The sequence below is a fragment of the Streptomyces cathayae genome, from assembly GCF_029760955.1.
In the GTDB taxonomy this organism is placed as follows: Bacteria; Actinomycetota; Actinomycetes; order Streptomycetales; family Streptomycetaceae; genus Streptomyces; species Streptomyces cathayae.
Genome location: NZ_CP121682.1, coordinates 4,710,702 through 4,737,517, shown reverse-complemented (window position 1 = coordinate 4,737,517; position 26,816 = coordinate 4,710,702). Strand labels below are relative to the sequence as shown.

Genomic DNA, 26,816 nt, shown 5'->3' with positions numbered 1-26,816 from the left:
GAACCGGTGTCCCCACCGCCCGGTGCGCACAGCCGCGTCCGCGTACGCTTGCGCGGATGAACGCCACCGACCGCACCCCCGCCGACCTGCTGGGTTCCGCGCTCGCCGCGGACCCGGGCCGCCCCCTGGTGACCTTCTACGACGACGCCACGGGCGAACGCGTCGAATTGTCCGTGGCCACCTTCGCCAACTGGGTGGCCAAGACCGCGAACCTGCTCCAGGACGAACTGTCCGCCGAGCCGGGCGACCGCGTGTCGCTTCTGCTGCCCGCGCACTGGCAGACGGCCGTGTGGCTGCTGGCGTGCGCGTCGGTGGGCGCGGTCGCGGACGTGTCCGGCGACCCGGCGGCGGCCGACGTCGTGGTGAGCGGGCCGGACTCGCTGGAGGCCGCGCGGGCCTGCTCGGGCGCGCGGATCGCGCTGGCGCTCAGACCGCTCGGGGGACGCTTCCCGCAGCCCCCGGAGGGCTTCGCCGACTACGCCGTGGAGGTGCCCGGGCAGGGCGACCGGTTCGCGCCGTACGCGCCGGTCGACCCCGAGGCTCCGGCGCTGATCGTGGCGGGACGGGAGTTCACCGGGGCCGAGGTGGTGGAACGGGCCCGCGCGGAGGCGACGGACCTCGGGCTGACCGGACCGGGCTCGCGCATCCTGTCGGGTCTGCCGTACGACACCTGGGAGGGCCTGCACGCGGGCCTGTACGGGCCGTTGGCGACCGGCGGTTCGGTGGTGCTGTGCCGCAACCTGGACCGGCTCGGGGACGAGGCCCTGGACAAGCGCGTCGAGAGCGAACGGGTCGCGGTCATCTCCCGCTAGAGCCCCTCCGGCGGCTTCGCCACGGCCCGGCCCGGTCCCGCCCGGCGCGGACGGACTCGTCCGAACCGGGCCCGCCGGGCCGTACCCCGTTCGCCGCGCCCCATCCCCCGTACGGCTCAGCAGTGCCCGCCTCCGTCCCGCATCCGGGTCATCGTCGTAGCAGCGGCACGCACGGCACGTACGGCCTCCACCGCACGCCGTACGCAGTGAGGGGGTGGACCGGTCATGAGCGACACCGCAGGCACGTCCCCCGCGGGCGCGGGGGGCGGGCGCACCCTCGGGCCGGGGGCGGGAGCCTCGGCGAGCGGGACGGGGCAGGCGCGGCGCAGGCGGCGACGGTGGGTGCGGGGCACCGGGCTCGGTCTCGCCGTGCTGCTCGTCCTGGCCGCCGGGGCCGGGTGGGCGGTGTACGTGAAGCTCGACGGCAACATCACGCCGGACGAGGCGGCCGCGGCCGAACTCGCGCGGTTCGAGGAGGAACGGCCCACCCCGCTGGTCAAGGAGGCCCGGAACCTCCTGCTGATCGGCTCGGACTCGCGCTCCGGGGGCGACAACCGCCGCTACGGCCGGGACTCGGGGACGGAGCGGTCCGACACCGCGATCCTGCTGCATCTGTCGGCGGGCCGGCGCAGCGCCACCGCCGTGTCCCTGCCCCGTGACCTGATGGTGGCCGTGCCGGGCTGCCCGCGCGAGGACGGCACCCGCGCCGGGCCCGTGTTCACGATGTTCAACCAGGCCTTCCAGCGGGGCGGTTCGGCCTGCGCCATCCGCACCGTCGAGAAACTCACCGGCATTCGCGTGGACCATCACATCGTCGTGGACTTCCACGGCTTCAAGGAGATGGTCGAGGCGGTCGACGGCGTCGAGGTGTGCCTGCGCGAACCCATCGACGACAAGGCGGCGAAACTGAGACTGCCCGCGGGCCGGGTGACGCTGAACGGGGAACAGGCCCTCGGTTATGTCCGCGCCCGCAAGTCGCTCGGTGACGGTAGCGACACACACCGTATGGAACGCCAGCAGCGGTTTCTCGGGGCGCTCGTCAACAAGGTGCAGGGGAATGACGTTCTGCTGAATCCGGTGAAGCTGTACCCCGTTCTGGACGCGGCCACTTCGGCACTGACGACCGACCCGGAACTGGCCAGTCTGCGCGGTTTGTACGAACTCGTCCGCGGGCTGCGCGAGATCCCGACGGAACGTGTGCAATTCCTCACCGTCCCACGGGAGCCGTATGCCGCCGACGCCAATCGGGACCAACTCTCCCAGCCCGAGGCGGAGGCGCTGTTCGAGCGGCTGCGCAGGGACGCTTCGGTGACGGTCGCACAGGAGGCCGCGCAGGGCCCCGGCACCGGAACCGAATCCGGCGCACCGTCCGGGAATTCGGACGACGACGGCACGGACGGTGACGGAAAGGTCACTCAGGGGGAATCCGCGGAGTCGTCCGGACCCCCTTCCCCCACGCCCACATTCTCCGGAAACACGGCGGCCGAGGACGGTTGCGCGTAAAGCCGGCGCACAGTCGACTCCAAGATTGTGAAGTCATGTCAAGGGATATGCGCGAATTGCCCAGTTGTAGGGACATGGAATGTGCCACCGGCGTCGCCGGAAGTCATTCGGTGCCGTTAGTGTGAGCGCTCCGGTGCGCGCGCACCCGAGGTTCGTCCTGCAGTCGCGCACTGCGTGACCGACCGGGCGCCCAGGAGGGGAAGGGCGCCGCGTGGCACCGACGGAGGACTCAAACGACCGTGGACGCGCAAGGCCGTGAGCGGGGCAACGACATGGACCCCGCAGACCAGTGGGTGCTCAACCCGGACACCGGTGATTACGAACTGCGGTTGAACGATTCCGCACCGCAACCCTCGATCCCCTCTCCCCGTAGACCGCGCCCCGCCGGCGTGGGCGGCGGCAAGGGCGCGGGCGCACCGCGTGGCCGCGGCGACGCTCTCGGGCGCGCGGCCGCTCCCGGACGCGCGCCGGAACGGCCTCCCGGCCGCAGGGCGGCCGAACGCGGGGCGACCGAACCCGAGGCGGCTGAAAGTGAGGCCCCGCCGCCGCGCAGGCGCCGGGGCGCGCCGGAGGAGCCGCCGCCGGGCCGGCGCGGACGCCGCCCGGTGAAGAAGAAGTCGAAGGCGAAGAAGGTCCTGCTCTGGACGGGCGGGGTGATGGCGTTCGTGGTGCTCGCCACCGGCGTGGGCGGCTACCTGTACCTGGAGCACCTCAACGACAACATCGACGCCATCCCCGACGACGGCGCGAGCACCGGTGGCTTCCAGAAGGACAAGGCCATCAACATCCTGCTGATCGGCACCGACAAGCGCACCGGCGCGGGCAACGAGGGATACGGCGACAAGGGCAGCGCCGGACACGCCGACACCACGCTGCTGCTGCACGTCTCCGAGGACCGCACCAACGCCACCGCGCTCAGCATCCCGCGCGACCTCATCGTCGACATCCCCGACTGCCCCACTACGCTGGAGGACGGGACCCAGAAAGTCATCCCGGGCTCCTCCGGTGCCCGTTTCAACACCAGCCTCGGCCAGAACGACCGCACGCCCAGCTGCACCATGCGGACCGTCACCGAACTGACCGGGATCACGCCGGACAACTTCATGGTGGCCGACTTCAACGCGGTCAAGACCCTCACCACTGCGGTCGAAGGTGTGGAGGTCTGCGTGGCGAAGGACATTGACGACCCGGACTCCCACCTGAAGCTGGACAAGGGCACACACACCATCGAGGGTGAGGAGGCGCTGGCGTACGTGCGCACCCGGCACTCCGTCGGCACCGGCGGCGACCTGAGCCGGATCGGGCTGCAACAGCAGTTCCTCAGCGCGCTGATGAGGAAGCTGAAGTCCAACGACACCCTCACCAGCCCCTCGAAGATGCTCAAGCTGGCGGAGGCGGGCACCGAGGCGCTCACCGTCGACGCCCAGCTGGACAACATCAACAAGCTGAAGGACCTCGGTCTGGAGCTGGGCAAGCTCAACATCAAGAATCTGACCTTCACCACGGTGCCGGTGGTCGACAACCCCGCGGAAGCGGTGAAGGCGACCGTCGTCCTGGACCAGGCCAAGGCGCCGCAGGTGTTTGCGGCGATCGCGAACGACGTGTCGTTCACCGAGGTCAAGCAGCAGAAGAAGAAGGAGAAGGCCGCCGTCGCCGCCCGCCTCAAGGGCCCCAAGGCGGAGGCCTCCGAGGTCCGGGTACAGGTCTTCAACGGAGGCGCCCCGTCGGGCAGCGCCCAGGACACCCTCACCTGGCTCCAGCTCAAGGAGGGGGTCGGCAAGTCGGAGAACGCCGGCAACGCCCCGAAGACGCTGAAGAAGACCACCCTCGAGTACGCACCCGACCAGGCCGACCAGGCCCGCCGCCTCGCCGACATCCTCGGCCTGTCCGGATCCGGGATGAAACCCGGCGAGAGCGCCACCAACTCCCAGGGCCTGCCCACGATGACGCTGACCCTCGGCGAGGACTTCAAGGGTGCGGGCGTCTCCCTGACGCCTCCTTCCAAGGCACCGGACGACATTGCGAAGTCCACGGCGGACAAGGTCGAGTGCGCCAAGTGACCTGCCGGGCAGGGCACCGGAGGCCCTGCCCGGCAGGCAGCCGCCGACGGCGCCATTTCCCCACCCAATAGGGCGGTTTGCCCCGTTCCGAGGACGAGGAATTCGTCACTGAAGCCACTTCTCGCTCAGGCGGGCGGCTAATGTGAACGCTCCAGTGCCCCGGCTGCGCGGACCGTCCTGGCGTCGCGCACGGTGGTGACCAGTACGCGCGGACACCCTCTGGAGGGGGAGGGCGCTGCGTGGCCCGGACGGAGGATTCGGACGAGCGTGGACGCGCAGAGCCGTGGGCGGGCGGACGATGTCGACCCCGCAGACCAATGGATAATCAACCCGGCCACCGGTGAGTACGAACTGCGGCTGGGCTCCTCCGCACCGCAGTCACCCCTCCCGGGCCCCCGCCGCAGCGGCCACCACCCCGTCAACGCCGGCGCCGACGCCGCAGTGTCCGGCCGTGTCCGGGCTCCCGGCCGTGAGGTCCCGCCGCCGCGGCGGCGGGATGCCCCCGAGGTGCCGCCCGGACGGCGCGGCAACCGGCCGCCCCAGCGCAGGCCGAGGACGAGGAAGGCCCTGCTGTGGGCGGGCGGGGCGATGGCGTTCGTGGTGCTCGCCACCGGAACGGCCGGCTACGTCTATCTGAAGCACCTCGAGGGCAACGTCCACACGACCGACGTCGGTGACGCGGGCTCGGGCGACTTCAGCAAGGACGAGGCCTTCAGCATCCTGGTCCTCGGCACCGACAAGCGCACCGGCGCGGGCAACGAGGGATACGGCGACAAGAACAGCGTCGGGCACGCCGACACCACGATCCTGCTGCACGTCTCCCAGGACCGCACCAACGCCACCGCTCTGAGCATCCCGCGCGACCTCATCGTCGACATCCCCGACTGCCCCACCACGCTGGAGGACGGGACCCGGAAGGTGATCCCGGGGCTGCAGGGCGCCCGGTTCAACCGCAGCCTGGGCGAGGGCGGCCGGGACCCGGGCTGCACGATGCGCACCGTGGAGGAGGCCACCGGCATCCCCGTCGACCATTTCATGATGGCCGACTTCAACGCGGTCAAGACCCTCACCACGGCGGTCGACGGCGTCAAGGTGTGCCTGCAGCACGCGGTCGACGACAGGCAGTCGAAGCTGAGGCTGCCGGCGGGCGAGTCGACGGTGGCGGGCGAGGACGCCCTCGCCTTCGTCCGTACCCGGCACAGCTTCGGCAACGAGGGCGACCTCGACCGGATCAAGGTGCAGCAGCACTTCCTGGCCTCGCTGATGCGCAAGATGTCCTCCGGCGACACCCTCACCAGCCCCACCAGGCTGCTGAAGCTGGCCGAGGCCGCCACCGAGGCGCTGACCGTGGACACCGGTATCGGCAAGGTGAGCACGCTCAAGGACGTCGCCCTGGAGCTGAAGAAGGTACCGACGAAGAACATCTCCTTCACCACGGTGCCGGTGCGGGACAACCCCGCGGAGACGGTGAAGGCGACCGTCGTCCTCGACGAGGCCAAGGCACCCCCGCTCTTCGCGGCGATCGCGAACGACGTGTCGCTGACCGAGGTCAAGCGGCAGAAGAAGGAGAAGAAGACCGCCGTCGCCGCCCGCCTCAAGGGCCCCAAGGCGGAGGCCTCCGAGGTCCGGGTGCAGGTCTTCAACGGCGGTGCCCCGTCGGGCAGCGCCCAGCAGATGCTCAACCGGCTCCAGCTCGAGGAGGGCGTCAGCAAGTCGGAGAACGCCGGCAACGCCCCGAAGACGCTGAAGAGGACCACCCTCGAGTACGCGCCCGACCAGGCCGACCAGGCCCGCCGCCTCGCCGACATCCTCGGCCTGTCCGGATCCGGGATGAAACCCGGCGAGAGCGCCACCAACTCCCAGGGTCTGCCCGCGATGACGCTGACCCTCGGCGAGGACTTCACGGACGCCGGGGCCCGGCTCGACGGCTCCGCGGCAGGGGCTCCGGACGTGGAGAAGTCCACGGCCGACAAGGTGCAGTGCGCGAGCTGACATTCAGCCGAGCACATGCGGAACCCTGGCCAAAAGTTGTTGAATCGGTTGCGTTCCGCGTGCAACTGAAGGGCCCGTCGTGCGTCTAACACAACGCAGGACGGGCCTTGTTCCATGACGCGAGGAGTTTCCAGGGTGGGGAGGACGGCGGCAGTGACGCAGAGCGCCGCGCGGAGGACACTCCGCGACGACCGGCGTGAACCGGACGGCGGCGCGGCCGACGGCCCGTCCGACAAGGCGTCCGACAACGACGGCGGGGACATACCGGCGTCCGGTGCGGACGGCGGCCACCGCCCGCGGCGCCGGATGCTCAAGTGGTTCGCGGCGGTCCTGGCGTTGCTCCTCGTCGGCTCGGCCGGGGCCGGCTACGTCTACTACCGGCACCTGAACGACAACATCAAGCAGAACCCGCTGAACCTGGGCGACAACAAGGTCGCCCAGCCGACGCCGAACGCCGCCGGACAGACCCCGCTGAACATCCTGCTGATCGGCTCCGACGCCCGGGACAGCGAGGAGAACCAGAAACTCGGCGGCGCCCGCGAGACGTTCGGCGCGACACCGCTGGCCGATGTGCAGATGCTGCTGCACCTGTCCGCCGACCGGACCAACATGTCCGTGATCAGCATGCCCCGCGACACCCTCGTCCAGATCCCCAAGTGCACCGACCCCGAGGACGGGACCGTGTACGAGGCGAGCAAGGGGCGGGTCATGACCAACCAGAGCCTCGGGCACGGCGGTCCGGGCTGCACCGTGGCCACTTGGCAGGAGCTCACCGGCATCCACATCGACCACTTCGTCATGGTCGACTTCGCCGGCGTGGTCTCCATGGCGGACGCCGTCGGCGGCGTCCCGGTGTGCGTGGACGCCAACATCCTCTCCCGCGACAGCAAGGGCCACGGCTCCGGGCTGAAGCTGAGCGAGGGCACCCACCCCGTCAAGGGCGAGCAGGCCCTGCAGTGGCTGCGTACGCGCTACGGCTTCGAGGATGGCAGTGACCTCGCCCGCGCCAAGGCCCAGCACATGTACATGAACTCACTGGTCCGCGAGCTGCGCGAGAACGCCACCCTGAGCAGCCCCAACAAGCTGCGCAGGCTGGCCGAGGAGGCCACCCGGGCGCTCACCGTCGACCCCGGCCTCGACACCGTCAAGAAGCTCTACGACCTCAGCGACGAGCTGCGCAAGGTGAAGCCGGAGCGCGTCACCATGACCACGATGCCGAACCGGTACGTGGGCGCCCGGGTGGAGCCGACCGAGGACGCCGAGCAGCTCTTCCGGCTGGTCCGTGAGGACATCGCGCTGGACGGCAGGGACCAGAAGTCGGCGCGGGCCGCGGAAGCGGCGCAGGAGGCCACGTCCACCGAACCGGCCGCCCCCGACGCCGAGATCGCGGTCCAGGTCGTCAACGGCACCCGCACCGACGCCCTGGCCGCGGCGTCCGGCCGCGCGAGCGCCGTGGCCGGGATCCTGCGGGAGACGGGCTTCACCGGTGCGTTCGCCGGCACCGCCGGCTCCCTCAGCAGGGAGCGGACGGCGGTGCGGTACCCGAGCGCCGACCTGGAGGGCGACGCGCACCGCGTCGCCGAGGCCCTGGGGATTCCGGCTAGTTCGGTGCAGCGGTCCACCGACGTCTCCGGAGTCACGCTCGTCGTGGGCGCCGACTGGCGTGAGGGGACGACGTACGAGGCCCCCGAACAGGACGACACCACCCCCGAGTCGGCCGAGGCCCTCAACGGCGCGGACGACACGGCCTGCATGAAGGTCAACCCGGCCTTCACCTGGTCCTGACACCACGGGCCCCCTTCCCGAGTCCGGGAAGGGGGCCCGTGGTGTCCGCGGTGCAGACGGGTCAGGCGGCCGGGGCGTCCGCGTGGACCGCGGGCCGCCGGGAGGCGATGACCTTCTTCGCGAGCGAGCGCGGGCTGGTCAGGAAGCCCCAGCCCCACGACATGTGCATGGTGCCCAGCGCCACCGGTATCCGCAGCCGCGCCTTCAGCGGCAACCCCTTGCCGGCGGGTACGGAACCCAGCACGATCGCCGCGAGGTACCCGCCGGGCACCACGAGGCCCCACGGCGTGAGCGCCGCGCCCACCACGGCTCCGGCCGCGATCGCGCACACCGCGGCCGGCGGGGCCAGATACCGCAGGTTGATGGAGCCGGAGTGGTAGCGGGCGACGACGTGCCGCCACCGGCCGTAGTCCTTGTACTGCTTGGCCAGCGCCCGCACGCTCGGCCGCGGCCGGTACGACACCTTCAGCTCCGGCGAGAACCAGATCAGCCCGCCGGCCTCGCGGATACGGAAGTTCAGCTCCCAGTCCTGGGCGCGGATGAACTCGACGTTGTAGCCGCCCTGCCGCTCCAGCGCCTCGCGCCGGAACACCCCGAGGTAGACGGTCTCGGCGGGACCCGCCGTGCCGCCGGTGTGGAAGGCCGCGTTGCCGACGCCTATCCGCGAGGTCATCGCGGCGGCGACCGCGTGCTCCCAGTCGTTCTCCCCCTCGGCGTGCATGATGCCGCCGACGTTCTGCGCGCCGGTCTCCTCCAGGAGGCGTACCGCGGTGGTGATGTAGCCCGGCGAGAGCATCCCGTGCCCGTCGACGCGGACCACGATCGGATGGCGCGAGGCCTTGATCGCCGCGTTGAGGGCGGCCGGGGTGCGGCCGGTCGGGTTGGGCACGGTACGCACCCGCGGGTCCTCGGCCACGAGTTCGGCGGCGATCTCGTCCGTGCGGTCCGTGGACGGACCGAGGGCGATCACGACCTCCATCTCGCCGGCGTACTCCTGGGCGAGGATCGCGTGGACGGCGCCACGCAGATACCTTTCCTCGTTGAGGACGGGCATGATCACGGAAACGGCGGGGTGCCGCACGTCGGGATTGGCGTTCATAGGGGCCTCACGTTACCGCGAACGGGGGACAGCGGTGCGCGCGCCGGGTGCGGCTGCGCCGGGCCGCAGATCGTATCGGCCTACGGTGCTCAAGATCCCGGGCACGGCCCCGTACGGAGCCGCGGCCCTCGTCCGGCCCCCGTCCGGAGGTGTCTCCCTGTTGCCCCCGCAGCCGCCGTCTCCTCACCCTCGTCCCCGCCCGCGCCCGCGCCCCCGTCCCCGCACCGAGCCACAGCGCCGCCCGCGACCGCCCGGCCGGGGCGGTCCGAGACCGGCGGGACGCCGGAGACCTCGCTGGGGCATGCGGGCGGTGACCACCCTGTCGGTCGTGGTGCTCGCCTCCGCCGGCATCGGGCACGCGGTGGTCACCAGCCTCGACTCGGGAATCGACCGGGTCGACCCGTTCCGGGACATGAAGAACCGCCCCGAGGCCGGCCACGGCATGAACATCCTGCTCGTCGGCACGGACGGCCGCGAGAAGATCGGCACGGAGGAGCGGCGGAAGTACCGGCTCGGCGGGGCGCCCTGCAACTGCACCGACACCGTCATGATCGTGCACATCTCGGAGGACCGGGAGCGGGCCAGCGTCGTCAGCCTGCCGCGCGACTCGTACGCCATGACGCCCCCGCACACCGACCGGGTGAGCGGCGAGGAGCACGAGGGGCACCCCGTCAAGCTGAACGCGGCGTACGCGGAGGGCGGGCCGCAGCTGACCGTGCGCACGGTGGAGAAGATGACCCGGGTGAAGATCGACCACTACCTGGAGCTCGATTTCACCAGCTTCATGAAGACCGTCGACGTGGTCGGCGGCGTCGAACTGTGCACCACCGAACCGCTGAAGGACAGCCACACCGGCCTCGACCTGCCCGCCGGCCGGCACACCCTGCGGGGCGGCGAGGCCCTGCGGTACGTACGCGCCCGGCATGTCGACGGCGCCTCCGACCTCGGCCGGATGAAACGCCAGCAGCGCTTCATGGCGGCGCTGGTGGACCGGGCCACGTCCTCCGGGATGCTGCTGAACCCGATGAAGTTCCGGGACGTGACGCGCGCGGTGCTCGGTTCGGTCCGCGCCGACAAGGGCTTCGGCACCGACGAACTGCTGGACCTGGGGCGGGCGATGCGGAACTTCTCGCCCTCCTCCTCCGAGTTCACCACCGTGCCGCTCGCGAGGACGGGAGTCACGGTCAAGGGCCTCGGCTCGGCCCTGAAGTGGCACCCCGAGAAGTCGCAGCGCATCTTCGAGGCGCTGCGCGAGGACAAGCCGCTCTCCACGCACTCCTCGCCCGACGCGGCGCTGCGCGTCCCGGTGGACCCCCGGCAGATCCGTGTCCAGGTCGAGAACGGCACCGGGATCCAGGGCCTCGGCCGCCGCGTGGACGCGGCCCTCGCGGCGACCGGCTTCAACACCACCCGCGCCCCCGCCAACGCGGCGGACCACTCCGTACGGCGGACCGTCGTCGCCCACGACCCCCGCTGGGACCGCTCCGCGAAGTCCCTCGCCGCCGCCCTGCCGGGCAGTGAACTGCGCGCGGTGAAGGGCCAGGGCGCCACCCTGAAGGTGATCGCCGGCAGCGACTTCGAGAAGGTCCGCAAGGTCCGGGCCGAGGACCCCGGGAAGGACGAGTTCGGAGTGGTGCGGGGCGACGAGGTGGAGTGCTCGTAGGCCCGCGACGCAGGTGCGTGACGGAAGCCCGCGACGCAGGTGCGTGACGGAAGCCCGCGACGCAGGTGCGCGGCGGGGATGCGCACGGCCCTTCCGCACGGGACGGGGAGCTCGGCCGGATCAGCCGGGACGGGGGCTCGGCCGGATCGGCCGGGTCAACCGGATCAGTCGGATCGGCCGGGTCAGTCCTCGATCCCGTCCGCCGCCCGCTTCTCGCGCAGTTCCATGATGGCGCGGCGGCGGGCCAGGCGGTGGGTGCGGCGGATCTGGGCCTCCTGGCCGCGGCGCCGGTCCCGCTCGGTCTCCGGTATCACCGGCGGCACCCGGCGCGGCTTGCCGTCGGCGTCGACGGCCGCGAAGACGAGGTAGGCGGAGCCGACTTGAGTGGCCGGGGTGGACTCGTTCCAGCGCTCGGCCAGGACCCGCACGCCGATCTCCATGGACGTCCGGCCGGCCCAGTTGACCTGTGCCTTCACATGGACCAGGTCGCCGACCCGGACCGGCTCCAGGAAGGCCATCTCGTCCATGGAGGCGGTGACGGCGGGCCCTCCGGAGTGGCGGCCGGCGACCGCGCCCGCCGCGTCGTCGACCAGTTTCATGATCACGCCGCCGTGCACCGTACCCAGCAGGTTGGTGTCGTTGTGGGTCATGATGTGGCTGAGGGTCGTCCGCGACGCCGCGATGGGCTTGCCCGGGATGTCGGGACTCTCCACGGGTGCGGCTGGAGCCTGATCTGTCATGACCTCCACCTTATGCCGTGGCCGCATCCGGGAAGTTTGTGTCAGCTTGGCAACGGTGCTGCTGCTATTTTCCGGTGGCCATGACGGCGCGCGGCCCGGACCTGCACACTGTTGCGCATGACTAACTGGCCCGAGGCATGGCCTCAGGACGACCGCGGCGCCCGCTACGGACGCGGAAGCGGGAACGCGCGGCCCGAGAGCGCCCGCGTCATGCGGCAGGTCCGTCGCGGTCCGGCGGTCCCGCCCGGCCAGGGGGCGTACGGCGGCGGAGTGCCGCAGCAGCCGTCGTACGTGGACGGCCGCGGGCACGGCGGTCACAGTGACCATGCGAGCGACTACAACACCGGCCAGGTCTACGGGTCCCCCGCCGGGGGCGGCCACGGCGGACCGGGCGACGACGGCCGTTACGCGCACGGTCCCGCGCCGGACTGGCGCCGCCGCATCAAGCTGACGTCGATCACGGTCGCGACGCTGCTGGTCGTGACGACCGTCGGCACCTACTTCTGGGCCGACTCCAAGCTGAACCGCGAGGTCGACCTGTCCATCGTCATCGACCGGCCGGAGGCGGGCGAGGGCACCAACTACCTGATCGTCGGCTCCGACAGCCGGGCCGGGCTGACCGACGAGCAGAAGAAGAAGCTGCGCACCGGGTCCGCCGAGGGCAAGCGCACGGACTCGATGATGATCCTGCACACCGGCAGCAACGGTCCCACCCTGATCTCGCTGCCCCGCGACTCGAACGTGGAGATACCCACCTTCAAGGGCTCCGAGTCCGGCAAGACGTTCCAGGGCACGGGCCGGCAGGTGAAGCTGAACGCCGCGTACGCGGAGGACGGTCCCGAACTCCTGGTCCGCACGGTCGAGTTCAACACGGGTCTGCACATCGACCACTACGTCGAGATCGGCTTCGCCGGCTTCGCGAACATCGTGGACGCGGTCGGCGGCGTGGAGATGGACATCCCGCAGGACATCAAGGACACCAAGTCCGGCGCCGACTTCAAGAAGGGCAAGCAGACCCTGAACGGCGAGGAGTCCCTCGCCTTCGTCCGCACCCGGTACGCGCTGGCCGGCTCCGACCTGGACCGCACGAAGAACCAGCAGAAGTTCCTCTCCGCCCTCTCGAGCCAGGTGGCGACGCCGAGCACGGTCCTGAACCCGTTCAGGCTGTACCCGACCATGGGCGCGGGCCTGGACTCCCTGATCGTCGACGAGGAGATGGGCCTGTTCGACCTGGCCGGCATGTTCTGGGCGATGAAGGGCGTCAGCGGCGGCGACGGCACCTCGATGAACATGCCCCTCGCGGGTTCCTCCGGCGGCAACCTGCTCTGGGACAAGGCGAAGGTCAAGCAGTTGGTGACCCAGCTGAACAACGACGAGAAGGTCACCGTCAAGGGCGACTGACCCTCAGGACGGACCGACACGGCCGAGGACACCGGCGAACGGTGCCCTCGGCCGTGTCGGACGGCGGTGTCACATCGTGGCGCCCGCCATGGCGCGGCAGGACTCGGCACAACGGCGGCAGGACTCCGCGCAGCGCGTCATCCGCTCGTCGTCCGGCATGGACATGCACGCCTCGGCGCTCAGGTCACAGGCCTTGGCGCACATCGCGCACATCTCGGTGGCGAGCGGCGAGCGGCGCATCATCATGTCGGCGCACATGCGGGTCATCTCGGAGCAGTCCATGAGGGCCCGCATGATCCGCGTGGGGGCCTGGTCGGTCATCTGCAGACAGGAGCTCATGGTCTCCTCGCAGATGCTGTGGCAGGACATGCACGCGTTGACGCAGTCCTGCATCTCCTTGCTCATCGGGGTCGCGGCGGCAGACTGCTGGGTCATGATTCCTCCCGGGGGCGGCGAGGGCCGGAGTGCACCCCCGCCCTTCCGTCCTACGCCTGCCGCCCCATGAGCACCACAGGAGGGGCGCACCCCGCCGTCACGGCAGGTTGCGGGCCATCACGATCCGCTGGACCTGGTTCGTGCCCTCGTAGATCTGCGTGATCTTCGCGTCGCGCATCATGCGCTCGACCGGGTAGTCGCGGGTGTAGCCGTAGCCGCCGAGGAGCTGGACGGCGTCCGTGGTGACCTCCATGGCGACGTCGGAGGCGAAGCACTTGGCGGCGGCGCCCTGGAAGGTGAGGTCCGCATCGCCGCGCTCGGACTTGGCGGCCGCCGCGTAGGTGAGCTGGCGGGCGGCCTCGATCTTCATGGCCATGTCGGCGAGCATGAACTGCACGCCCTGGAAGTCGGCGATCGGCTTGCCGAACTGCTTGCGCTCCTTGACGTAGCCCTTGGCGTAGTCGAGGGCGCCCTGGGCTATGCCGAGGGCCTGGGCGGCGATGGTGATGCGGGTGTGGTCGAGGGTCTTCATCGCCGTGGCGAAGCCGGTGCCCTCCTCGCCGATCATCCGGTCGGCGGGGATGCGGACGTTGTCCAGGTAGACCTCGCGGGTGGGCGAGCCCTTGATGCCGAGCTTCCTCTCCGGGGCGCCGAAGGAGACGCCCTCGTCGGACTTCTCGACGACGAAGGCGGAGATGCCCTTGGAGCGCCGGGTGGGGTCGGTGACGGCCATGACCGTGTAGTACTCGGACTCACCGGCGTTGGTGATCCAGCGCTTCACGCCGCTCAGGACGTAGGTGTCGCCGTCGCGGACCGCCTTGGTCTTCATGCCGGCCGCGTCGGAGCCGGCGTCCGGCTCGGAGAGGCAGTACGAGAACATGCCGTCGCCCTGGGCGAGCGGGGCCAGGTACTTCTTCTTCAGCGCCTCGGAACCGGAGAGGATCACCGGGAGGGAGCCGAGCTTGTTCACGGCGGGGATGAGCGAGGAGGACGCGCAGACGCGGGCCACCTCCTCGATCACGATGACGGTGGCGAGCGCGTCGGCGCCCGCGCCGCCGTACTCCTCGGGCACGTGGACGGCGTGCAGGTCGTTGGCGCGGAGCGCGTCGAGCGCCTCCTGCGGGAAACGGGCCTCCTCGTCCACCGCGGCGGCGTACGGCGCGATCTTCGCCTCGGCCAGCGAGCGGACGGCGTCACGGAGCATGTCGTGCTCCTCGGACGGGCGGTACAGGTCGAAATCAGCCGATCCGGCCAAGGTCTCTCACTCCAAAGACGACGAGGGCGACGAAGGCGACGCTCTGATGATGCTAACTACCGTTAAGTAACTCCCATAGTAGAACTCCCGCCCGCACGGACGTACGTGAGTTTGCCGACAACGACCGGATCGCCCGCTGCGGCGCGCTCACCGCCCCCGGTTATGCTCAGGCCCGCACCACCTGCCGTATACCCCTTGGAGCACGCATGGCCCTCAGGATCACCGTGATCGGCACCGGTTACCTCGGTGCGACACACGCCGCGGCCATGGCGGAGCTCGGGTTCGAGGTACTGGGCCTCGACGTCGTGCCGGAGAAGATCGAGATGCTCCGGCGGGGCGAGGTCCCGATGTACGAGCCGGGGCTGGAGGAGCTGCTGCGCCGGCATGTGGCGGGGATCGAGGGGTCCACCGGCAGGCTGCGGTTCACCATGGACTGGGCCGAGGCCGGGGCGTTCGGCGACGTCCACTTCGTCTGCGTGAACACTCCGCAGCGGCACGGCGAGTACGCCTGTGACATGTCGTACGTCGACTCCGCGTTCGCCTCGCTGGCCCCGCACCTGACCGGCCCGGTGCTGGTCGTCGGCAAGTCGACCGTGCCGGTGGGCTCCGCCGACCGGCTGGCCGCCTACCTGGCCGAGCACGCCCCGGCCGGCGCGGACGCCGAGCTGGCCTGGAACCCGGAGTTCCTGCGCGAGGGCTTCGCCGTCCAGGACACGCTGCACCCGGACCGGATCGTGGCGGGCGTGCGCAGCGAGCGGGCGGAGAAGCTGCTGCGGGAGGTGTACGCCACACCGGTCGGCGAGGGCACCCCGTTCGTGGCGACCGACTTCCCGACCGCGGAGCTGGTGAAGACCTCCGCGAACTCCTTCCTGGCCACCAAGATCTCGTTCATCAACGCCATGGCCGAGCTGTGCGAGGCCACCGGCGGCGACGTGGCCAGGCTGGCGGAGGCCATCGGGTACGACGACCGGATCGGCCCGAAGTTCCTGCGGGCCGGCATCGGTTTCGGCGGTGGGTGCCTGCCGAAGGACATCCGGGCGTTCATGGCGCGCGCCGGTGAGCTGGGCGCGGACCAGGCGCTGACCTTCCTGCGGGAGATCGACTCGATCAACATGCGCCAGCGCGGCCGGATGGTGGAGCTGGCTTTGCAGGAGCTGGGCGGCGGGGCGTTCCTGGGCAAGCGGGTCGCGGTGCTGGGCGCCACCTTCAAGCCGGACTCGGACGACGTACGGGACTCGCCGGCGCTGAACGTCGCCGGCCAGATACACCTCCAGGGCGGCCAGGTCACCGTGTACGACCCGAAGGGCATGGACAACGCCCGGCGCCTCTTCCCCACCCTGGGATACGCGGACTCGGCGCTCGAGGCGGTGCGCGGTGCCGACGTGGTGCTGCACCTGACGGAGTGGCGGGAGTTCCGCGAGCTGGACCCGGCGGTGCTGGGCGAGGTCGCGGCCCAGCGGCTGGTCCTCGACGGGCGCAACGCCCTGGACGCCGAAGCCTGGCGCCGGGCCGGCTGGCGCTACCGCGCGATGGGCCGCCCCACCGCCTGACGGAACGGATGACGCCGGTTCGGCCGAGGCTCAGTCGGCCGAACCGGCGTCCCCTGCATTCTGCACCACGGGGTGGGCCGGGCGGGGCCCGTGGGGCCCATCGGCCCCACGGGCTCCCCTTCAGGCCCCCTTCGCGCGGTAGCGGCGCATCTTGGCGCGGGCCCCGCACACCTGCATGGAGCACCAGCGGCCGCGCCCGGCGGGACTGCGGTCGTAGTACGCCCAGTGGCAGTCGGCGGCCTCGCAGGCCTTCAGCCTGGTCCAGGTGCCCGCCGTGACCGCTTCCGCCACCGCCGCCGCGACCCGGGAGAGCAGGGGCCCCTCGTCGACGGGGGCGAGGGCGGCGGAGCCGTCCGCCGGGTCGACGGTGACCACCAGCGGGGCGCGCGCGAGCAGCGCGCCGAGCGGGACGACCTCGCGGTGCGGCGGATGGCCGGCGTGGGCGAGCAGGGCCGCGCGCAGCGCCTCGCGCAGCCCGCGGGCCGCCTCGACGCCCGCCGCGCCGCCCTCCGCGAGCCCGAAGCGGGCGCGGCCGTCCGCCGTGTCCAGCGCGTCGGCGCCCGTCTCCAGGTCGAGCGTGTTGACGAGGCCCTCGACCAGGACCAGTCCACCGGGCGCAGCCGATCTCTCACTCATGTCCGGACGGTACCTTTCGCGTCCCCGTGCGTTTCCCCTTGCGACGTTACCCCTTGTGCGCCAGCATGGAGTAACGGTTACCGGCTACCCGCATGTACGGGTAACCGAGGGATTCGAGGAGGAAGTCATGTCCGTTGCCAAGGTGGGCGCCGTCGTCCTGGACTGCCCCGATCCGCGTGCGCTGGCCGGTTTCTACGCCGAGGTGGTGGGCGGCACGATCGTGGACGAGGGCGACTGGGTGGACCTCCGGGTGCCCGGCGGACCCACCCTCGCGTTCCAGGCGGCCCCCGGACACGTACCGCCCCGCTGGCCGGCGCCCGACCACTCGCAGCAGTTCCACCTGGACCTGACCGTCGAGGACCTGGACGCCGCGGAGAAGGAGGTACTGGCGCTCGGCGCGAAGCCGCTGGAGACGGAGGACCGCTCGCGGACCTTCCGGGTCTACGCGGACCCGGCGGGGCACCCGTTCTGCCTGTGCGTCTGCTGAAGCCGGCGGGGACGGGAAACGGGGGCGGAGGGCGGGTACGTACCCGCCCTCCGCCCCCGTTCGGGTGCGCCGGTGCGCCGGCGTGCTCAGCCGTCGAGCGACCCGATGGTCGCGTGGGACGGTCCGCGGGTCGCCCGGAGCTCCCGGGCCGTGTCCTCGGCGTCGCCCAGGACCCGTACCGCGTTCTGCCAGGTCAGCTTGGCCAGGTCGGACCTGGACCAGCCGCGGTCGTGCAGTTCGGCGATCAGGTTCGGGTAGCCGGAGACGTCGTTCAGGCCGTCCGGGGTGAAGGCGGTGCCGTCGTAGTCGCCGCCGATGCCGAGGTGGTCGACGCCGGCCACCTCACGCATGTGGTCCAGGTGGTCGGCCACCGTGGCCACGGTGGCGACCGGGCGCGGGCGGCGCTCCTCGAAGGCCGCGTGCACCTTCATCGCCTCCGCGGTGGTCTCCAGGTGGTGGAAACCGTGGGCGCGCATGTTCTCGTCGGCCTCGGCCGTCCAGTCGACCGCCGCCTGGAGCACGAACTTCGGCACGAACGTCACCATCGCGACACCGCCGTTGGCGGGCAGCCGCTCCAGTACGTCGTCCGGGATGTTGCGCGGGTGGTCGCAGACCGCGCGGGCGGAGGAGTGGGAGAAGATCACCGGCGCGGACGTGGCGTCCAGCGCGTCCCGCATGGTCGTGGCGGCGACGTGCGAGAGGTCGACCAGCATGCCGAGCCGGTTCATCTCGCGGACCACCTCACGGCCGAACGCCGACAGGCCGCCCACACCGGGCTCGTCCGTCGCCGAGTCCGCCCAGTCCACGTTGTCGTTGTGGGTGAGGGTCAGATAGCGCACGCCGAGGCCGTACAACCCGCGCAGGGTGCCGAGGGAGTTGGCGATGGAGTGGCCGCCCTCCGCCCCCATCAGCGAGGCGATACGGCCCTGTCCGCGCGCGGCCTCCAGGTCGGCGGCGGTCAGCGCGGGCGCCAGGTCCTGCGGGTACCGGGCCAGCAACTGCCGTACGCAGTCGATCTGTTCCAGGGTGGCCGGCACCGCGTCGGGCAGGTCCGCGCGGACGTACACCGACCAGAACTGGGCGCCCACGCCGCCCGCGCGCAGCCGGGGGATGTCGGTGTGCAGGTGCGCGGACTGGTCGTCGGCGATGTCGCGGGCGTCGAGGTCGTAGCGGACCTGTTCGCGCAGTGCCCAGGGCAGGTCGTTGTGCCCGTCCACGACGGGGAAGTCGGCGAGGAGGGCGCGGGCGGCGTCGAGCGAGGCACCGTCGGGAGTGGTCACGGGGCTCACTTCCCGAAGCCGAAGCCGTTGCCGGAGCCTTCGGCCTTGGCGCGCAGGCGCTTGCCCTTCTCCGTGGCCTGGTCGTTGAGGTCCTGCTGGAACTCCCGCATCCGGCCGAGGAGTTCCTCGTCGTGGGCGGCGAGCATGCGGACCGCCAGCAGGCCCGCGTTGCGGGCGCCGGCCACCGAGACGGTGGCGACCGGGACGCCGGCCGGCATCTGCACGATGGAGAGCAGGCTGTCCATGCCGTCGAGGTGCTTCAGCGGCACCGGGACGCCGATCACGGGCAGCGGGGTGACCGAGGCGAGCATGCCGGGCAGATGGGCCGCGCCGCCCGCACCCGCGATGATCACCTTCAGTCCCCGGTCCGCGGCCTGCTCGCCGTAGGCGATCATCTCGCGGGGCATGCGGTGCGCGGAGACGACGTCGACCTCGTGGTCGATCTCGAACTCGGCGAGGGCCTTGGCCGCGGCCTCCATCACCGGCCAGTCCGAGTCCGAACCCATCACGATGCCGACCACGGGGCTGGGGCTCATTCGGTGATCGTGCCTCTCAGGTAGTCGGCTGCGTGACGGGCGCGCTCCAGCACGTCGTCCAGGTCGTCGCCGTAGGTGTTGACGTGGCCGACCTTGCGGCCGGGCTTCACGTCCTTGCCGTACATGTGGATCTTCAGCTGGGGGTCGCGGGCCATGCAGTGCAGGTACGCGGAGTACATGTCGGGGTAGTCGCCGCCGAGGACGTTGGCCATGACCGTCCACCTGGCGCGCGGGCGCGGGTCGCCGAGCGGGAGGTCGAGGACGGCGCGGACGTGGTTGGCGAACTGGGAGGTGATCGCGCCGTCCATGGACCAGTGGCCGGAGTTGTGCGGGCGCATCGCGAGTTCGTTGACCAGGACGCGCCCGTCGCGGGTCTGGAACAGCTCCACGGCGAGATGGCCGACGACGCCGAGTTCCTTGGCTATCGTCAGCGCCATCTCCTCGGCGCGCAGCGCGAGGTCCTCGTCGAGGCCGGGGGCGGGGGCGATCACCGTGTCGCAGACGCCGCCGACCTGCCGGGACTCGACGACCGGGTAGGCGACGGCCTGGCCGTGCGGGGAGCGGACCACGTTGGCGGCCAGCTCGCGTACGAAGTCGACCTTCTCCTCGGCCAGCACCGGGACGCCGGCCCTGAAGGGCTCGGCGGCCTCCTCGGCGGAGTCGACGACCCACACGCCCTTGCCGTCGTAGCCGCCGCGGACGGTCTTGAGGACGACCGGGAAGCCCGCGCCCTCCGCCGCGAACGCGGCGACGTCCTCGGCATCGGCGACGATGCGGTGCCGCGGGCAGGGCACGCCCATCGCGTCGAGCTTCGCGCGCATCACGCCCTTGTCCTGGGCGTGCACCAGCGCGTCAGGGCCGGGGCGGACGGGGATGCCGTCGGCCTCCAGGGCCTTGAGGTGCTCGGTGGGCACATGCTCGTGGTCGAAGGTGATCACGTCGCAGCCGCGCGCGAAGGCGCGCAGCGTGTCCAGGTCGCGGTAGTCGCCGACGACGACATCGCCGACGACCTGCGCCGCGGAATCCTGCGGAGTGTCACTGAGGAGTTTGAACCTGATGCCGAGCGGGATGCCCGCCTCGTGTGTCATACGAGCGAGCTGCCCCCCGCCGACCATGCCGATTACCGGGAACGTCACACCCCCAGGATATCGGTCGAGCCACGGTGGCCGGTTCCACGACGGTTTCCGGCCCCCTCCGTCGGTCGGCCCGCGCTCCCCGGCCTTTCACCGGTCGTTCCCGGACGGTCTGCGGCCGGGAGGGCCGTCCGCAGGAAGATCACGGGAAGGGGTGGTTAGCATGGTGTGGTTGACGCCACTCTGACGCCACACTACGGACGGGGGCCGGCACGACCATGGGACGCGGTTCCTCGGGGCCTTCGACAGCCCCGGCCCCGCGCGGCACCGTGCGCCACCGCCTCGATCGGCTCGTCCGTGAGGTCGTGAAGTTCGGCGCGGTCGGCGGGGCCGGGCTGCTGGTCAATCTCCTCGTGTTCAACCTGGTCCGGCAGGTGACCGACCTCCCGGTGGTACGGGCGAGCATCATCGCGACCGTCGTCGCGATCGTCTTCAACTACCTGGGCTTCCGCTACTTCACCTACCGGGACCGCGACAGGTCCGGACGCACCAAGGAGATGTCGCTCTTCCTGCTGTTCAGCGTGGTCGGTCTGGTGATCGAGAACGGTCTGCTGTACACGGCGACGTACGGGTTCGGCTGGGACAGCCCGCTGCAGAGCAACGTCTTCAAGTTCCTCGGCATCGGTGTCGCCACCCTGTTCCGCTTCTGGTCCTACCGCACATGGGTGTTCCGCGCGCTGCCGGCCCGCGAGCCGGGCGCCGGGAGCGCGGCGGCAGTGGGCGCGGGCCCCGTCGCCAGGGGCGGGGCGAAGCCGCCCGCCCGGCAGCGCGTGCCGTAGGCGCCGACGGCCCCGGCCTCGTCCGCCCGCCCTCCTCCTCGGACCGCCCGTTCCGTCCGCTACCTGACCGTGCGGCGGTCCTCGTCCCGGGACTTCCGCGGCGGGGTACGGGACAGGAACAGGCCGAAGACCGGGGGCTTGGCCTGGAGCATCTCCAGCCGGCCGCCGTCCGCCTCCGCGAGGTCCCGGGCGACCGCGAGGCCGATGCCGGTGGAGTTGTGGCCGCTGATCGCCCGTTCGAAGATGCGGGCACCCAGTTCCGCGGGCACCCCGGGGCCCTCGTCCGTGACCTCCACGACGACCTGGTTGCCGGTGACCCGGGTGCGCAGGGCGACCGTGCCGCCGCCGTGCATGAGCGAGTTCTCGATCAGGGCGGCCAGCACCTGGGCGACCGCGCCCGGTGTGCCCACCGCCCGCAGGTTCCGCTTGCCGGAGCTGACGACGGCGCGGCCGACACCGCGGTAGGCGGGACGCCACTCGGCGAGCTGCTGCTGGATCACCTCGTCGAGTTCGAAGGTGACCGCGGAGCCGTTGCGCGGGTCGCGGGCGTTGGTCAGCAGCCGCTGCACCACGTCCGTGAGGCGTTCCACCTGCGTCAGCGCGATGGTCGCCTCCTCCTTCACCGTGTCCGGGTCGTCGGTGAGGGTGATCTCCTCGAGGCGCATGGACAGGGCAGTGAGGGGGGTGCGCAGCTGGTGGGAGGCGTCGGCGGCCAGTCGCCGTTCCGCGGTCAGCATCCGGGCGATGCGCTCGGCGGAGGAGTCCAGCACGTCCGCGACCCGGTCCAGCTCGGGGACGCCGTACCGCCGGTGGCGGGGGCGCGGGTCGCCCGAGCCGAGGCGCTCGGCGGTCTCCGCGAGGTCGGTCAGCGGGGAGGCGAGCCGGTTGGCCTGGCGGACCGCCAGCAGCACCGCGGCGATCACCGCCAGCAGCGCCACCAGCCCGATGATCAGCAGCGTACGGCCGACCTCCCGGGTCACCGAGGAGCGCGGCTCCTGGACGGTGACCGTCTCGCCCTCCTCGCCCGGGGCCGTGGCGCTGATGACGTCGCCGTCGGGCTTGTCGCCCACCTCGATGGGCGCCCTGCCGGGGATGCGGATGACGGCGTAGCGGTCCTCGGTGATCTGGTCGCTCAGGACCTCGGCGGTGACCTTCTCCTCGACGAGCAGCCGGCTGTCGACGATGCTGGCCAGCCGTACGGCCTCGGACTCGACCCGTTCCCTGGCGCTCTCGCTGATGGTGCGGGTCTCCACGATCACCAGGGACACGCCGAAGACGGCGATCACCACGAGCACCACGGCGAGCGTGGACTGGATCAGTCGGCGGCGCATGACCTCTTACCTGAAAGAACCCCCTGCGGTGGCGGGGTTCAGCTCTTCTCGAAGCGGAAACCCACGCCCCGGACGGTCGCGATGTAGCGGGGGTTGGCCGCGTCGTCACCGAGTTTCTTGCGCAGCCAGGAGATGTGCATGTCCAGGGTCTTGGTGGACGACCACCAGGTGGTGTCCCAGACCTCGCGCATCAGCTGGTCGCGGGTGACGACCCGGCCCGCGTCCCGGACCAGGACTCGTAGCAGGTCGAACTCCTTCGCGGTGAGCTGGAGTTCCTCCTCGCCCATCCACGCCCGGTGCGACTCGACGTCGATGCGCACGCCGTGGGTCGCGGGCGGCGGCTGCGGCTCGGTGGCACCGCGCCGCAGCAGGGCCCGTACCCGGGCGAGCAGTTCGGCGAGCCGGAACGGCTTGGTGACGTAGTCGTCGGCACCGGCGTCCAGACCGACGACGGTGTCCACCTCGTCGGCGCGCGCGGTCAGGATCAGGATGGGAACCGTGTGGCCGTCGGAACGCAGCCGGCGGGCGACCTCCAGGCCGTCCATGCCGGGCAGCCCGAGGTCCAGCACCACCAGGTCGATGCCGCCCTGCAGGCCCGCGTCGAGCGCGCTGGGTCCGTCCTCACGCACCTCCACCTCGTAGCCCTCCCGGCGCAGGGCGCGGGCCAGCGGCTCCGAGATGGACGCGTCGTCCTCGGCGAGCAGTACACGGGTCATGCACTGATGGTAGTCCCGTCGCGACACGGTCCGGGGCGTGATCACGACGACCGGTCCGCACCGCGCGCGCACCCGTCTCCCCCCTCGGGGACCCGCGAAAGGGACCTGGAACTGTGGGGTGCGATCCGGAAAAGAACCTTCGAATGAGTGATCAAGGTTCCCCTCGAACCTGTGATCCCCGTCTCAAGTCCTTCCATATCAGGCACTGTCCTGCCGTATGGTGAACCAACGCCTGTTGCACCACGGGGACCTTTGGCGCAGTTGCCGCTGAAGGTCTCTTTTGCGTGCCGGCCGGCTTCCCGCCGGCCTCGTAAGCAATGACCTATGGCCGGGCCGATACGCACATTGACGCGCGTAGAGGCGTGGATCCCGGTGGTCGCCGTCCCCCGCTGCGTGATCCGGAGCGGACTCCCCCGGGGCGTGGGGTGGACGGCACGGCCCGCCGGTGCCGGCTGCCCCCCACCGGGCGCGTACCCGCTCGCGCGTCGCGTCCCGACCAGCAAGGAACGACCATGGCGTCCAGCCTGACGAAGGACTCGGTCTCACCCGGCACCCCCGGTTCCGAGAAGACCTTCTTCGGCCACCCCCGCGGACTGGCCACTCTCTTCATGACCGAGATGTGGGAGCGGTTCTCCTACTACGGCATGCGAGCTCTGCTCCCGCTGTACCTCGTCGCCCCGGGCGGCATGGGCCTGAACGCCGGCACGGCGACGGCCATCTACTCGGTGTACCTGTCGCTGGTGTACCTGCTCACGATGCCGGGCGGCTGGTTCGGCGACCGGGTCCTGGGCCCGCGCAAGACCGTCGCCGTCGCCGGCGCGGTCATCATGCTCGGCCACCTGACGCTGGCCCTGCCGTCCGCCGGCACCTTCTACGCGGGCCTCGGACTGGTCGCCCTCGGTTCCGGTCTGCTGAAGGCCAACATCTCCACGATGGTCGGCCAGCTCTACGACGGTCCGGACGACCCGCGCCGTGACGGCGGCTTCACCATCTTCTACATGGGCATCAACCTCGGTGCCTTCTTCTCGCCGCTGATCATCGGCACCGTCGGTGAGAGCGTCAACTGGCACCTGGGCTTCGCGCTCGCCGCGGTCGGCATGGGGCTCGGGGTGCTCCAGTTCCTGCTGGGCAGCCGTCACCTCGCCGCGCACTCCAGCGTCGTGCCCAAGCCGCTGTCCGCCGCGGAGAAGTCCTCCACGCTGCGCAAGGCCGCCCTCTGGGCCGGCGTCGCCGTCGTCGCCTACGCCGTCCTCGGCTTCTCCGGCAACTACACCCTGAACTGGATCCTGGTCCCGCTGACGCTGCTCGGCGTGATCATTCCGGTGCTGGTGCTGGTCCGGATCAAGCGTGACCGGGACCTGGACCAGGCCGAGCAGTCGAAGATGTCCGCGTACATCTGGTTCTTCGTGGCCGCGGCCATCTTCTGGATGATCTACGACCAGGGCGGCTCGACCCTGGCGATCTTCGCCGACTCGTCGGCCGAGAACAGCGTCTTCGGCTGGGAGTTCCCGGTCTCCTGGTACCAGTCGGTCAACCCGGTCCTGATCATGGCGATGGCCCCGGTCTTCGCCTGGTTCTGGCTGGCGCTGAACCGGCGAGGCAAGGAGCCCAGCACGATCGTGAAGTTCGGCTCCGGTCTGGTGCTGGTCGGCGCGTCCTTCTTCCTGTTCCTCGCCCCGCTGTCCATCGCCGAGGGCGGTCACAAGGCGGCGGCGATGTGGCTGGTGGCGATCTACTTCACCCAGACCGTCGGTGAACTGCTGCTCTCCCCGGTCGGGCTGTCGGTCACCACGAAGATGGCGCCCGTGAAGTACGCCTCGCAGATGATGGGCGTGTGGTTCCTGGCCGTCACCGCCGGTGACGCCACCACCGGCCTGCTCTCCATCGCCGGCGTCGACCTGAACGGGTCGGGCGTCGTCGCGATGGAGGCCACCCTCGCCGTGGCCGCCGGTGTCGCGGTGTGGATGTACCGCAGCAAGGTCAAGTCGCTCATGGGCGACGTCCGCTGACCCGCTGAGCCCGGCCGGTTCACCGGCCGCCGTCTCGCGACGGAGGGCCCCGCGTCCACATACCGTGGCCGCGGGGCCCTCCGGGCGTTCGTACAGCGGGCGGGGCGGGAGTGCCGCCGTCCGCTCAGGCGGGTGCCCCGAGTTCCGCCCACACGGTCTTGCCCGCGATGCCCGGGGTGCGTACGACCCCCCAGTCGAGGCAGAGCCGCTGGACGATGAACATGCCGTGGCCACCGGGCCGGCCCGACCGGTGCGGGGTGCGCGGGGTCGGCTGGCCGGCGCCCCGGTCGGTGACCTCGAGCCGGATCATCTTGTTGTCGCAGACGATGCCCAGCTGGTCGGGCCCCTCGGCGTGCAGGCAGGCGTTGGTGACCAGTTCGGACACCACGAGCAGGACGTCCTCGGCGGCGGCCCGCCGGTCGGCGGTGGCGGCGGGCAGCCAGCCCCACGCGTGCAGCGCCTGGCGGGTGAAGTCACGGGCGAGGGGCACGACGCCGCTCTGGTCGTCGAAGCTCAGCCGACGGACCTGACGCCCGCCCGGCGAACCCGTGGGTCCGGACGACGGTCCCGCCGGCCCGGACGACGATCCGGACGGCACGGCCACCTCTTCGGACCCGCTCGCCGTCGGCACGCCGCCCCCGGGAGCGCCGCTGGGCTCCGGACCGCGGTCGCCCGCCGGATGGGGCCGGGTGGTGCTCATCAGCGCTTCACCTCACCGATTCACCAGTTCATGGTTTCAAATGATCCGTCTTCAGTCAGTCGTACGGTGCGGGATCGTCCGGTTCCCGGTGTCCCCGCGACCATGACGGCGGACACATTCAGCTTGTCTCCTGCCCGAAGCGCCCCCGGGAACACTTCCGTGTTCGCACGAGGAAGGCGCGACGGCAGACAGGTGACACGGAGCGTGACGCGGGGAGGAACCCGTCGCGGGGCGCGGAGAAAACCGCGCCGGGAGGAGAACGCCGGTCCCGGGACCCGCCCCGGGGTGGCGCCGGCCTGCCCGCGCGGTCATCCGGAATCGTCGGCGAGAGCCGCCTCGAGGCTGTCGTGAAGAGTGAACACCGCTTCCGCCCCGGTGATCTCGAACACGCGTGCGACCACGGGCTGCATCCCCGCGAGGTGCACCCCGCCTCCCGCGGCGTCCGCCTTCAACCGGGCACCGAGCAGCACGTTGAGCCCGGTGGAGTCGCAGAAATCCAGCCCGGAGCAGTCGACGACAAGCCGACTGAACCCCTTGGCGAGGCACTCCTCCAGCGGCTCACGCAACAGATCGGCGGTGTGGTGATCCAACTCACCCGCCGGAGTCACGACGGCACTGAGGCCCTCTTCCCGAACCTCCACCAGAAGCCGGCCCGACTGTGCGCTGCCGACCGTCCCGCGGTCCATGCCGACTCTCTCTCCCACCGGTCGTAACTGCTGCTGACGTTGTCGAACTTTACGCCCTGCCGCCGCACTTCGACAGCCGAACAATCGGCCGCAAACGGACATATGGCAACAGAACTCACTTGCGGTGAGTTCATGGAAACGGGTAGGGCTAGTAAGGACACGTACCCGACACGGCCGGCTTTGGAGGCGCCGCACACCGCAGTGCACGTAACGGCATCGGCAGCCATA

General features: G+C 71.1%; 23 protein-coding genes. 11 read left to right on the top strand and 12 right to left on the bottom strand.

The window, feature by feature from the left end; genetic code table 11:
- The first annotated feature begins 56 nt into the window (after positions 1-56).
- The 5 genes from PYS65_RS21745 (at position 57) to PYS65_RS21725 (ending at position 8,152) form a co-directional block, all read left to right on the top strand.
- Positions 57-812, top strand: coding sequence for a TIGR03089 family protein (locus tag PYS65_RS21745; protein WP_279335606.1), 756 nt, complete (start codon positions 57-59; stop codon positions 810-812).
- A 225-nt stretch (positions 813-1,037) separates the two neighbouring features.
- Positions 1,038-2,315: an LCP family protein gene (locus PYS65_RS21740; protein WP_279335605.1), complete on the top strand. Its 1,278-nt coding sequence runs from the start codon at positions 1,038-1,040 to the stop codon at positions 2,313-2,315.
- Between the two features lie 239 nt (positions 2,316-2,554).
- Positions 2,555-4,375: an LCP family protein gene (locus PYS65_RS21735; RefSeq protein WP_279335604.1), complete on the top strand. Its 1,821-nt coding sequence runs from the start codon at positions 2,555-2,557 to the stop codon at positions 4,373-4,375.
- A 267-nt stretch (positions 4,376-4,642) separates the two neighbouring features.
- Positions 4,643-6,367: an LCP family protein gene (locus tag PYS65_RS21730; RefSeq protein WP_279335603.1), complete on the top strand. Its 1,725-nt coding sequence runs from the start codon at positions 4,643-4,645 to the stop codon at positions 6,365-6,367.
- A gap of 153 nt (positions 6,368-6,520) precedes the next feature.
- Positions 6,521-8,152: an LCP family protein gene (locus PYS65_RS21725; RefSeq protein ID WP_279335602.1), complete on the top strand. Its 1,632-nt coding sequence runs from the start codon at positions 6,521-6,523 to the stop codon at positions 8,150-8,152.
- Between the two features lie 61 nt (positions 8,153-8,213).
- Here the strand turns inward: PYS65_RS21725 and PYS65_RS21720 are convergent, their stop codons facing one another.
- Positions 8,214-9,251: a glycosyltransferase family 2 protein gene (locus tag PYS65_RS21720; RefSeq protein WP_279335601.1), complete on the bottom strand. Its 1,038-nt coding sequence runs from the start codon at positions 9,249-9,251 to the stop codon at positions 8,214-8,216.
- A gap of 160 nt (positions 9,252-9,411) precedes the next feature.
- Here PYS65_RS21720 and PYS65_RS21715 point away from each other — a divergent pair, with 160 nt between their 5' ends.
- Positions 9,412-10,914 (top strand): LCP family protein, encoded by a 1,503-nt coding sequence (locus PYS65_RS21715; RefSeq protein WP_481008089.1) that lies wholly within the window; start codon positions 9,412-9,414, stop codon positions 10,912-10,914.
- A gap of 182 nt (positions 10,915-11,096) precedes the next feature.
- Here PYS65_RS21715 and PYS65_RS21710 read toward each other — a convergent pair whose 3' ends face one another.
- Positions 11,097-11,654 carry an acyl-CoA thioesterase gene (locus PYS65_RS21710; protein WP_279335599.1) on the bottom strand — a complete coding sequence of 186 codons (558 nt, stop codon included), beginning with the start codon at positions 11,652-11,654 and terminating at the stop codon, positions 11,097-11,099.
- A gap of 117 nt (positions 11,655-11,771) precedes the next feature.
- Between PYS65_RS21710 and PYS65_RS21705 the strand changes: the two genes are divergently transcribed.
- The gene (locus PYS65_RS21705) at positions 11,772-13,055 is read left to right on the top strand and encodes an LCP family protein (RefSeq protein WP_279335598.1); all 1,284 of its coding nucleotides are present in this window, start codon (positions 11,772-11,774) and stop codon (positions 13,053-13,055) included.
- 69 nt (positions 13,056-13,124) lie between these two features.
- On the opposite strand, the gene PYS65_RS21700 is transcribed toward PYS65_RS21705, so the two are convergent.
- Both PYS65_RS21700 and PYS65_RS21695 read right to left on the bottom strand, forming a co-directional pair.
- Positions 13,125-13,490 (bottom strand): four-helix bundle copper-binding protein, encoded by a 366-nt coding sequence (locus tag PYS65_RS21700; protein ID WP_279335597.1) that lies wholly within the window; start codon positions 13,488-13,490, stop codon positions 13,125-13,127.
- Positions 13,491-13,587: 97 nt separating this feature from the next.
- The gene (locus PYS65_RS21695) at positions 13,588-14,745 is read right to left on the bottom strand and encodes an acyl-CoA dehydrogenase (protein ID WP_279335596.1); all 1,158 of its coding nucleotides are present in this window, start codon (positions 14,743-14,745) and stop codon (positions 13,588-13,590) included.
- Positions 14,746-14,951: 206 nt separating this feature from the next.
- Here PYS65_RS21695 and PYS65_RS21690 point away from each other — a divergent pair, with 206 nt between their 5' ends.
- A complete protein-coding gene (locus PYS65_RS21690) occupies positions 14,952-16,295 on the top strand; it encodes a UDP-glucose dehydrogenase family protein (RefSeq protein ID WP_279335595.1) in 1,344 nt (447 codons plus the stop codon).
- Between the two features lie 120 nt (positions 16,296-16,415).
- Here the strand turns inward: PYS65_RS21690 and PYS65_RS21685 are convergent, their stop codons facing one another.
- A complete protein-coding gene (locus PYS65_RS21685) occupies positions 16,416-16,931 on the bottom strand; it encodes a CGNR zinc finger domain-containing protein (RefSeq protein WP_279335594.1) in 516 nt (171 codons plus the stop codon).
- Between the two features lie 127 nt (positions 16,932-17,058).
- On the opposite strand from PYS65_RS21685, the gene PYS65_RS21680 reads away from it, so the two are divergent.
- A complete protein-coding gene (locus tag PYS65_RS21680) occupies positions 17,059-17,418 on the top strand; it encodes a VOC family protein (protein WP_279335593.1) in 360 nt (119 codons plus the stop codon).
- 86 nt (positions 17,419-17,504) lie between these two features.
- Here the strand turns inward: PYS65_RS21680 and PYS65_RS21675 are convergent, their stop codons facing one another.
- The 3 genes from PYS65_RS21675 to PYS65_RS21665 are packed head-to-tail and all read right to left on the bottom strand — an operon-like array spanning position 17,505 to position 20,370.
- Entirely contained in the window at positions 17,505-18,698 is a 1,194-nt protein-coding gene (locus PYS65_RS21675) for a dipeptidase (protein WP_423836107.1), read from the bottom strand.
- 5 nt (positions 18,699-18,703) lie between these two features.
- Entirely contained in the window at positions 18,704-19,234 is a 531-nt protein-coding gene (gene purE, locus PYS65_RS21670; RefSeq protein ID WP_279335591.1) for a 5-(carboxyamino)imidazole ribonucleotide mutase, read from the bottom strand.
- Positions 19,231-20,370 carry a 5-(carboxyamino)imidazole ribonucleotide synthase gene (locus tag PYS65_RS21665; RefSeq protein WP_279335590.1) on the bottom strand — a complete coding sequence of 380 codons (1,140 nt, stop codon included), beginning with the start codon at positions 20,368-20,370 and terminating at the stop codon, positions 19,231-19,233. Before PYS65_RS21665 ends, purE begins: the two co-directional genes overlap by 4 nt.
- A 215-nt stretch (positions 20,371-20,585) precedes the next feature.
- Here PYS65_RS21665 and PYS65_RS21660 point away from each other — a divergent pair, with 215 nt between their 5' ends.
- Positions 20,586-21,146: a GtrA family protein gene (locus PYS65_RS21660; protein WP_279335589.1), complete on the top strand. Its 561-nt coding sequence runs from the start codon at positions 20,586-20,588 to the stop codon at positions 21,144-21,146.
- A gap of 59 nt (positions 21,147-21,205) precedes the next feature.
- Here the strand turns inward: PYS65_RS21660 and PYS65_RS21655 are convergent, their stop codons facing one another.
- Together PYS65_RS21655 and PYS65_RS21650 are read right to left on the bottom strand one after the other, a co-directional pair.
- A complete protein-coding gene (locus tag PYS65_RS21655) occupies positions 21,206-22,477 on the bottom strand; it encodes an ATP-binding protein (RefSeq protein WP_279335588.1) in 1,272 nt (423 codons plus the stop codon).
- A gap of 38 nt (positions 22,478-22,515) precedes the next feature.
- On the bottom strand, positions 22,516-23,193 hold the full coding sequence (locus tag PYS65_RS21650; RefSeq protein WP_279335587.1) for a response regulator transcription factor: 678 nt from the start codon (positions 23,191-23,193) through the stop codon (positions 22,516-22,518).
- 512 nt (positions 23,194-23,705) lie between these two features.
- Here PYS65_RS21650 and PYS65_RS21645 point away from each other — a divergent pair.
- Positions 23,706-25,202 (top strand): oligopeptide:H+ symporter, encoded by a 1,497-nt coding sequence (locus PYS65_RS21645; protein WP_279335586.1) that lies wholly within the window; start codon positions 23,706-23,708, stop codon positions 25,200-25,202.
- A 124-nt stretch (positions 25,203-25,326) separates the two neighbouring features.
- Here the strand turns inward: PYS65_RS21645 and PYS65_RS21640 are convergent, their stop codons facing one another.
- Together PYS65_RS21640 and PYS65_RS21635 are read right to left on the bottom strand one after the other, a co-directional pair.
- The gene (locus PYS65_RS21640; RefSeq protein WP_279335585.1) at positions 25,327-25,902 is read right to left on the bottom strand and encodes an ATP-binding protein; all 576 of its coding nucleotides are present in this window, start codon (positions 25,900-25,902) and stop codon (positions 25,327-25,329) included.
- A 308-nt stretch (positions 25,903-26,210) separates the two neighbouring features.
- A complete protein-coding gene (locus PYS65_RS21635; protein ID WP_279335584.1) occupies positions 26,211-26,588 on the bottom strand; it encodes an STAS domain-containing protein in 378 nt (125 codons plus the stop codon).
- Positions 26,589-26,816: the final 228 nt, after the last annotated feature.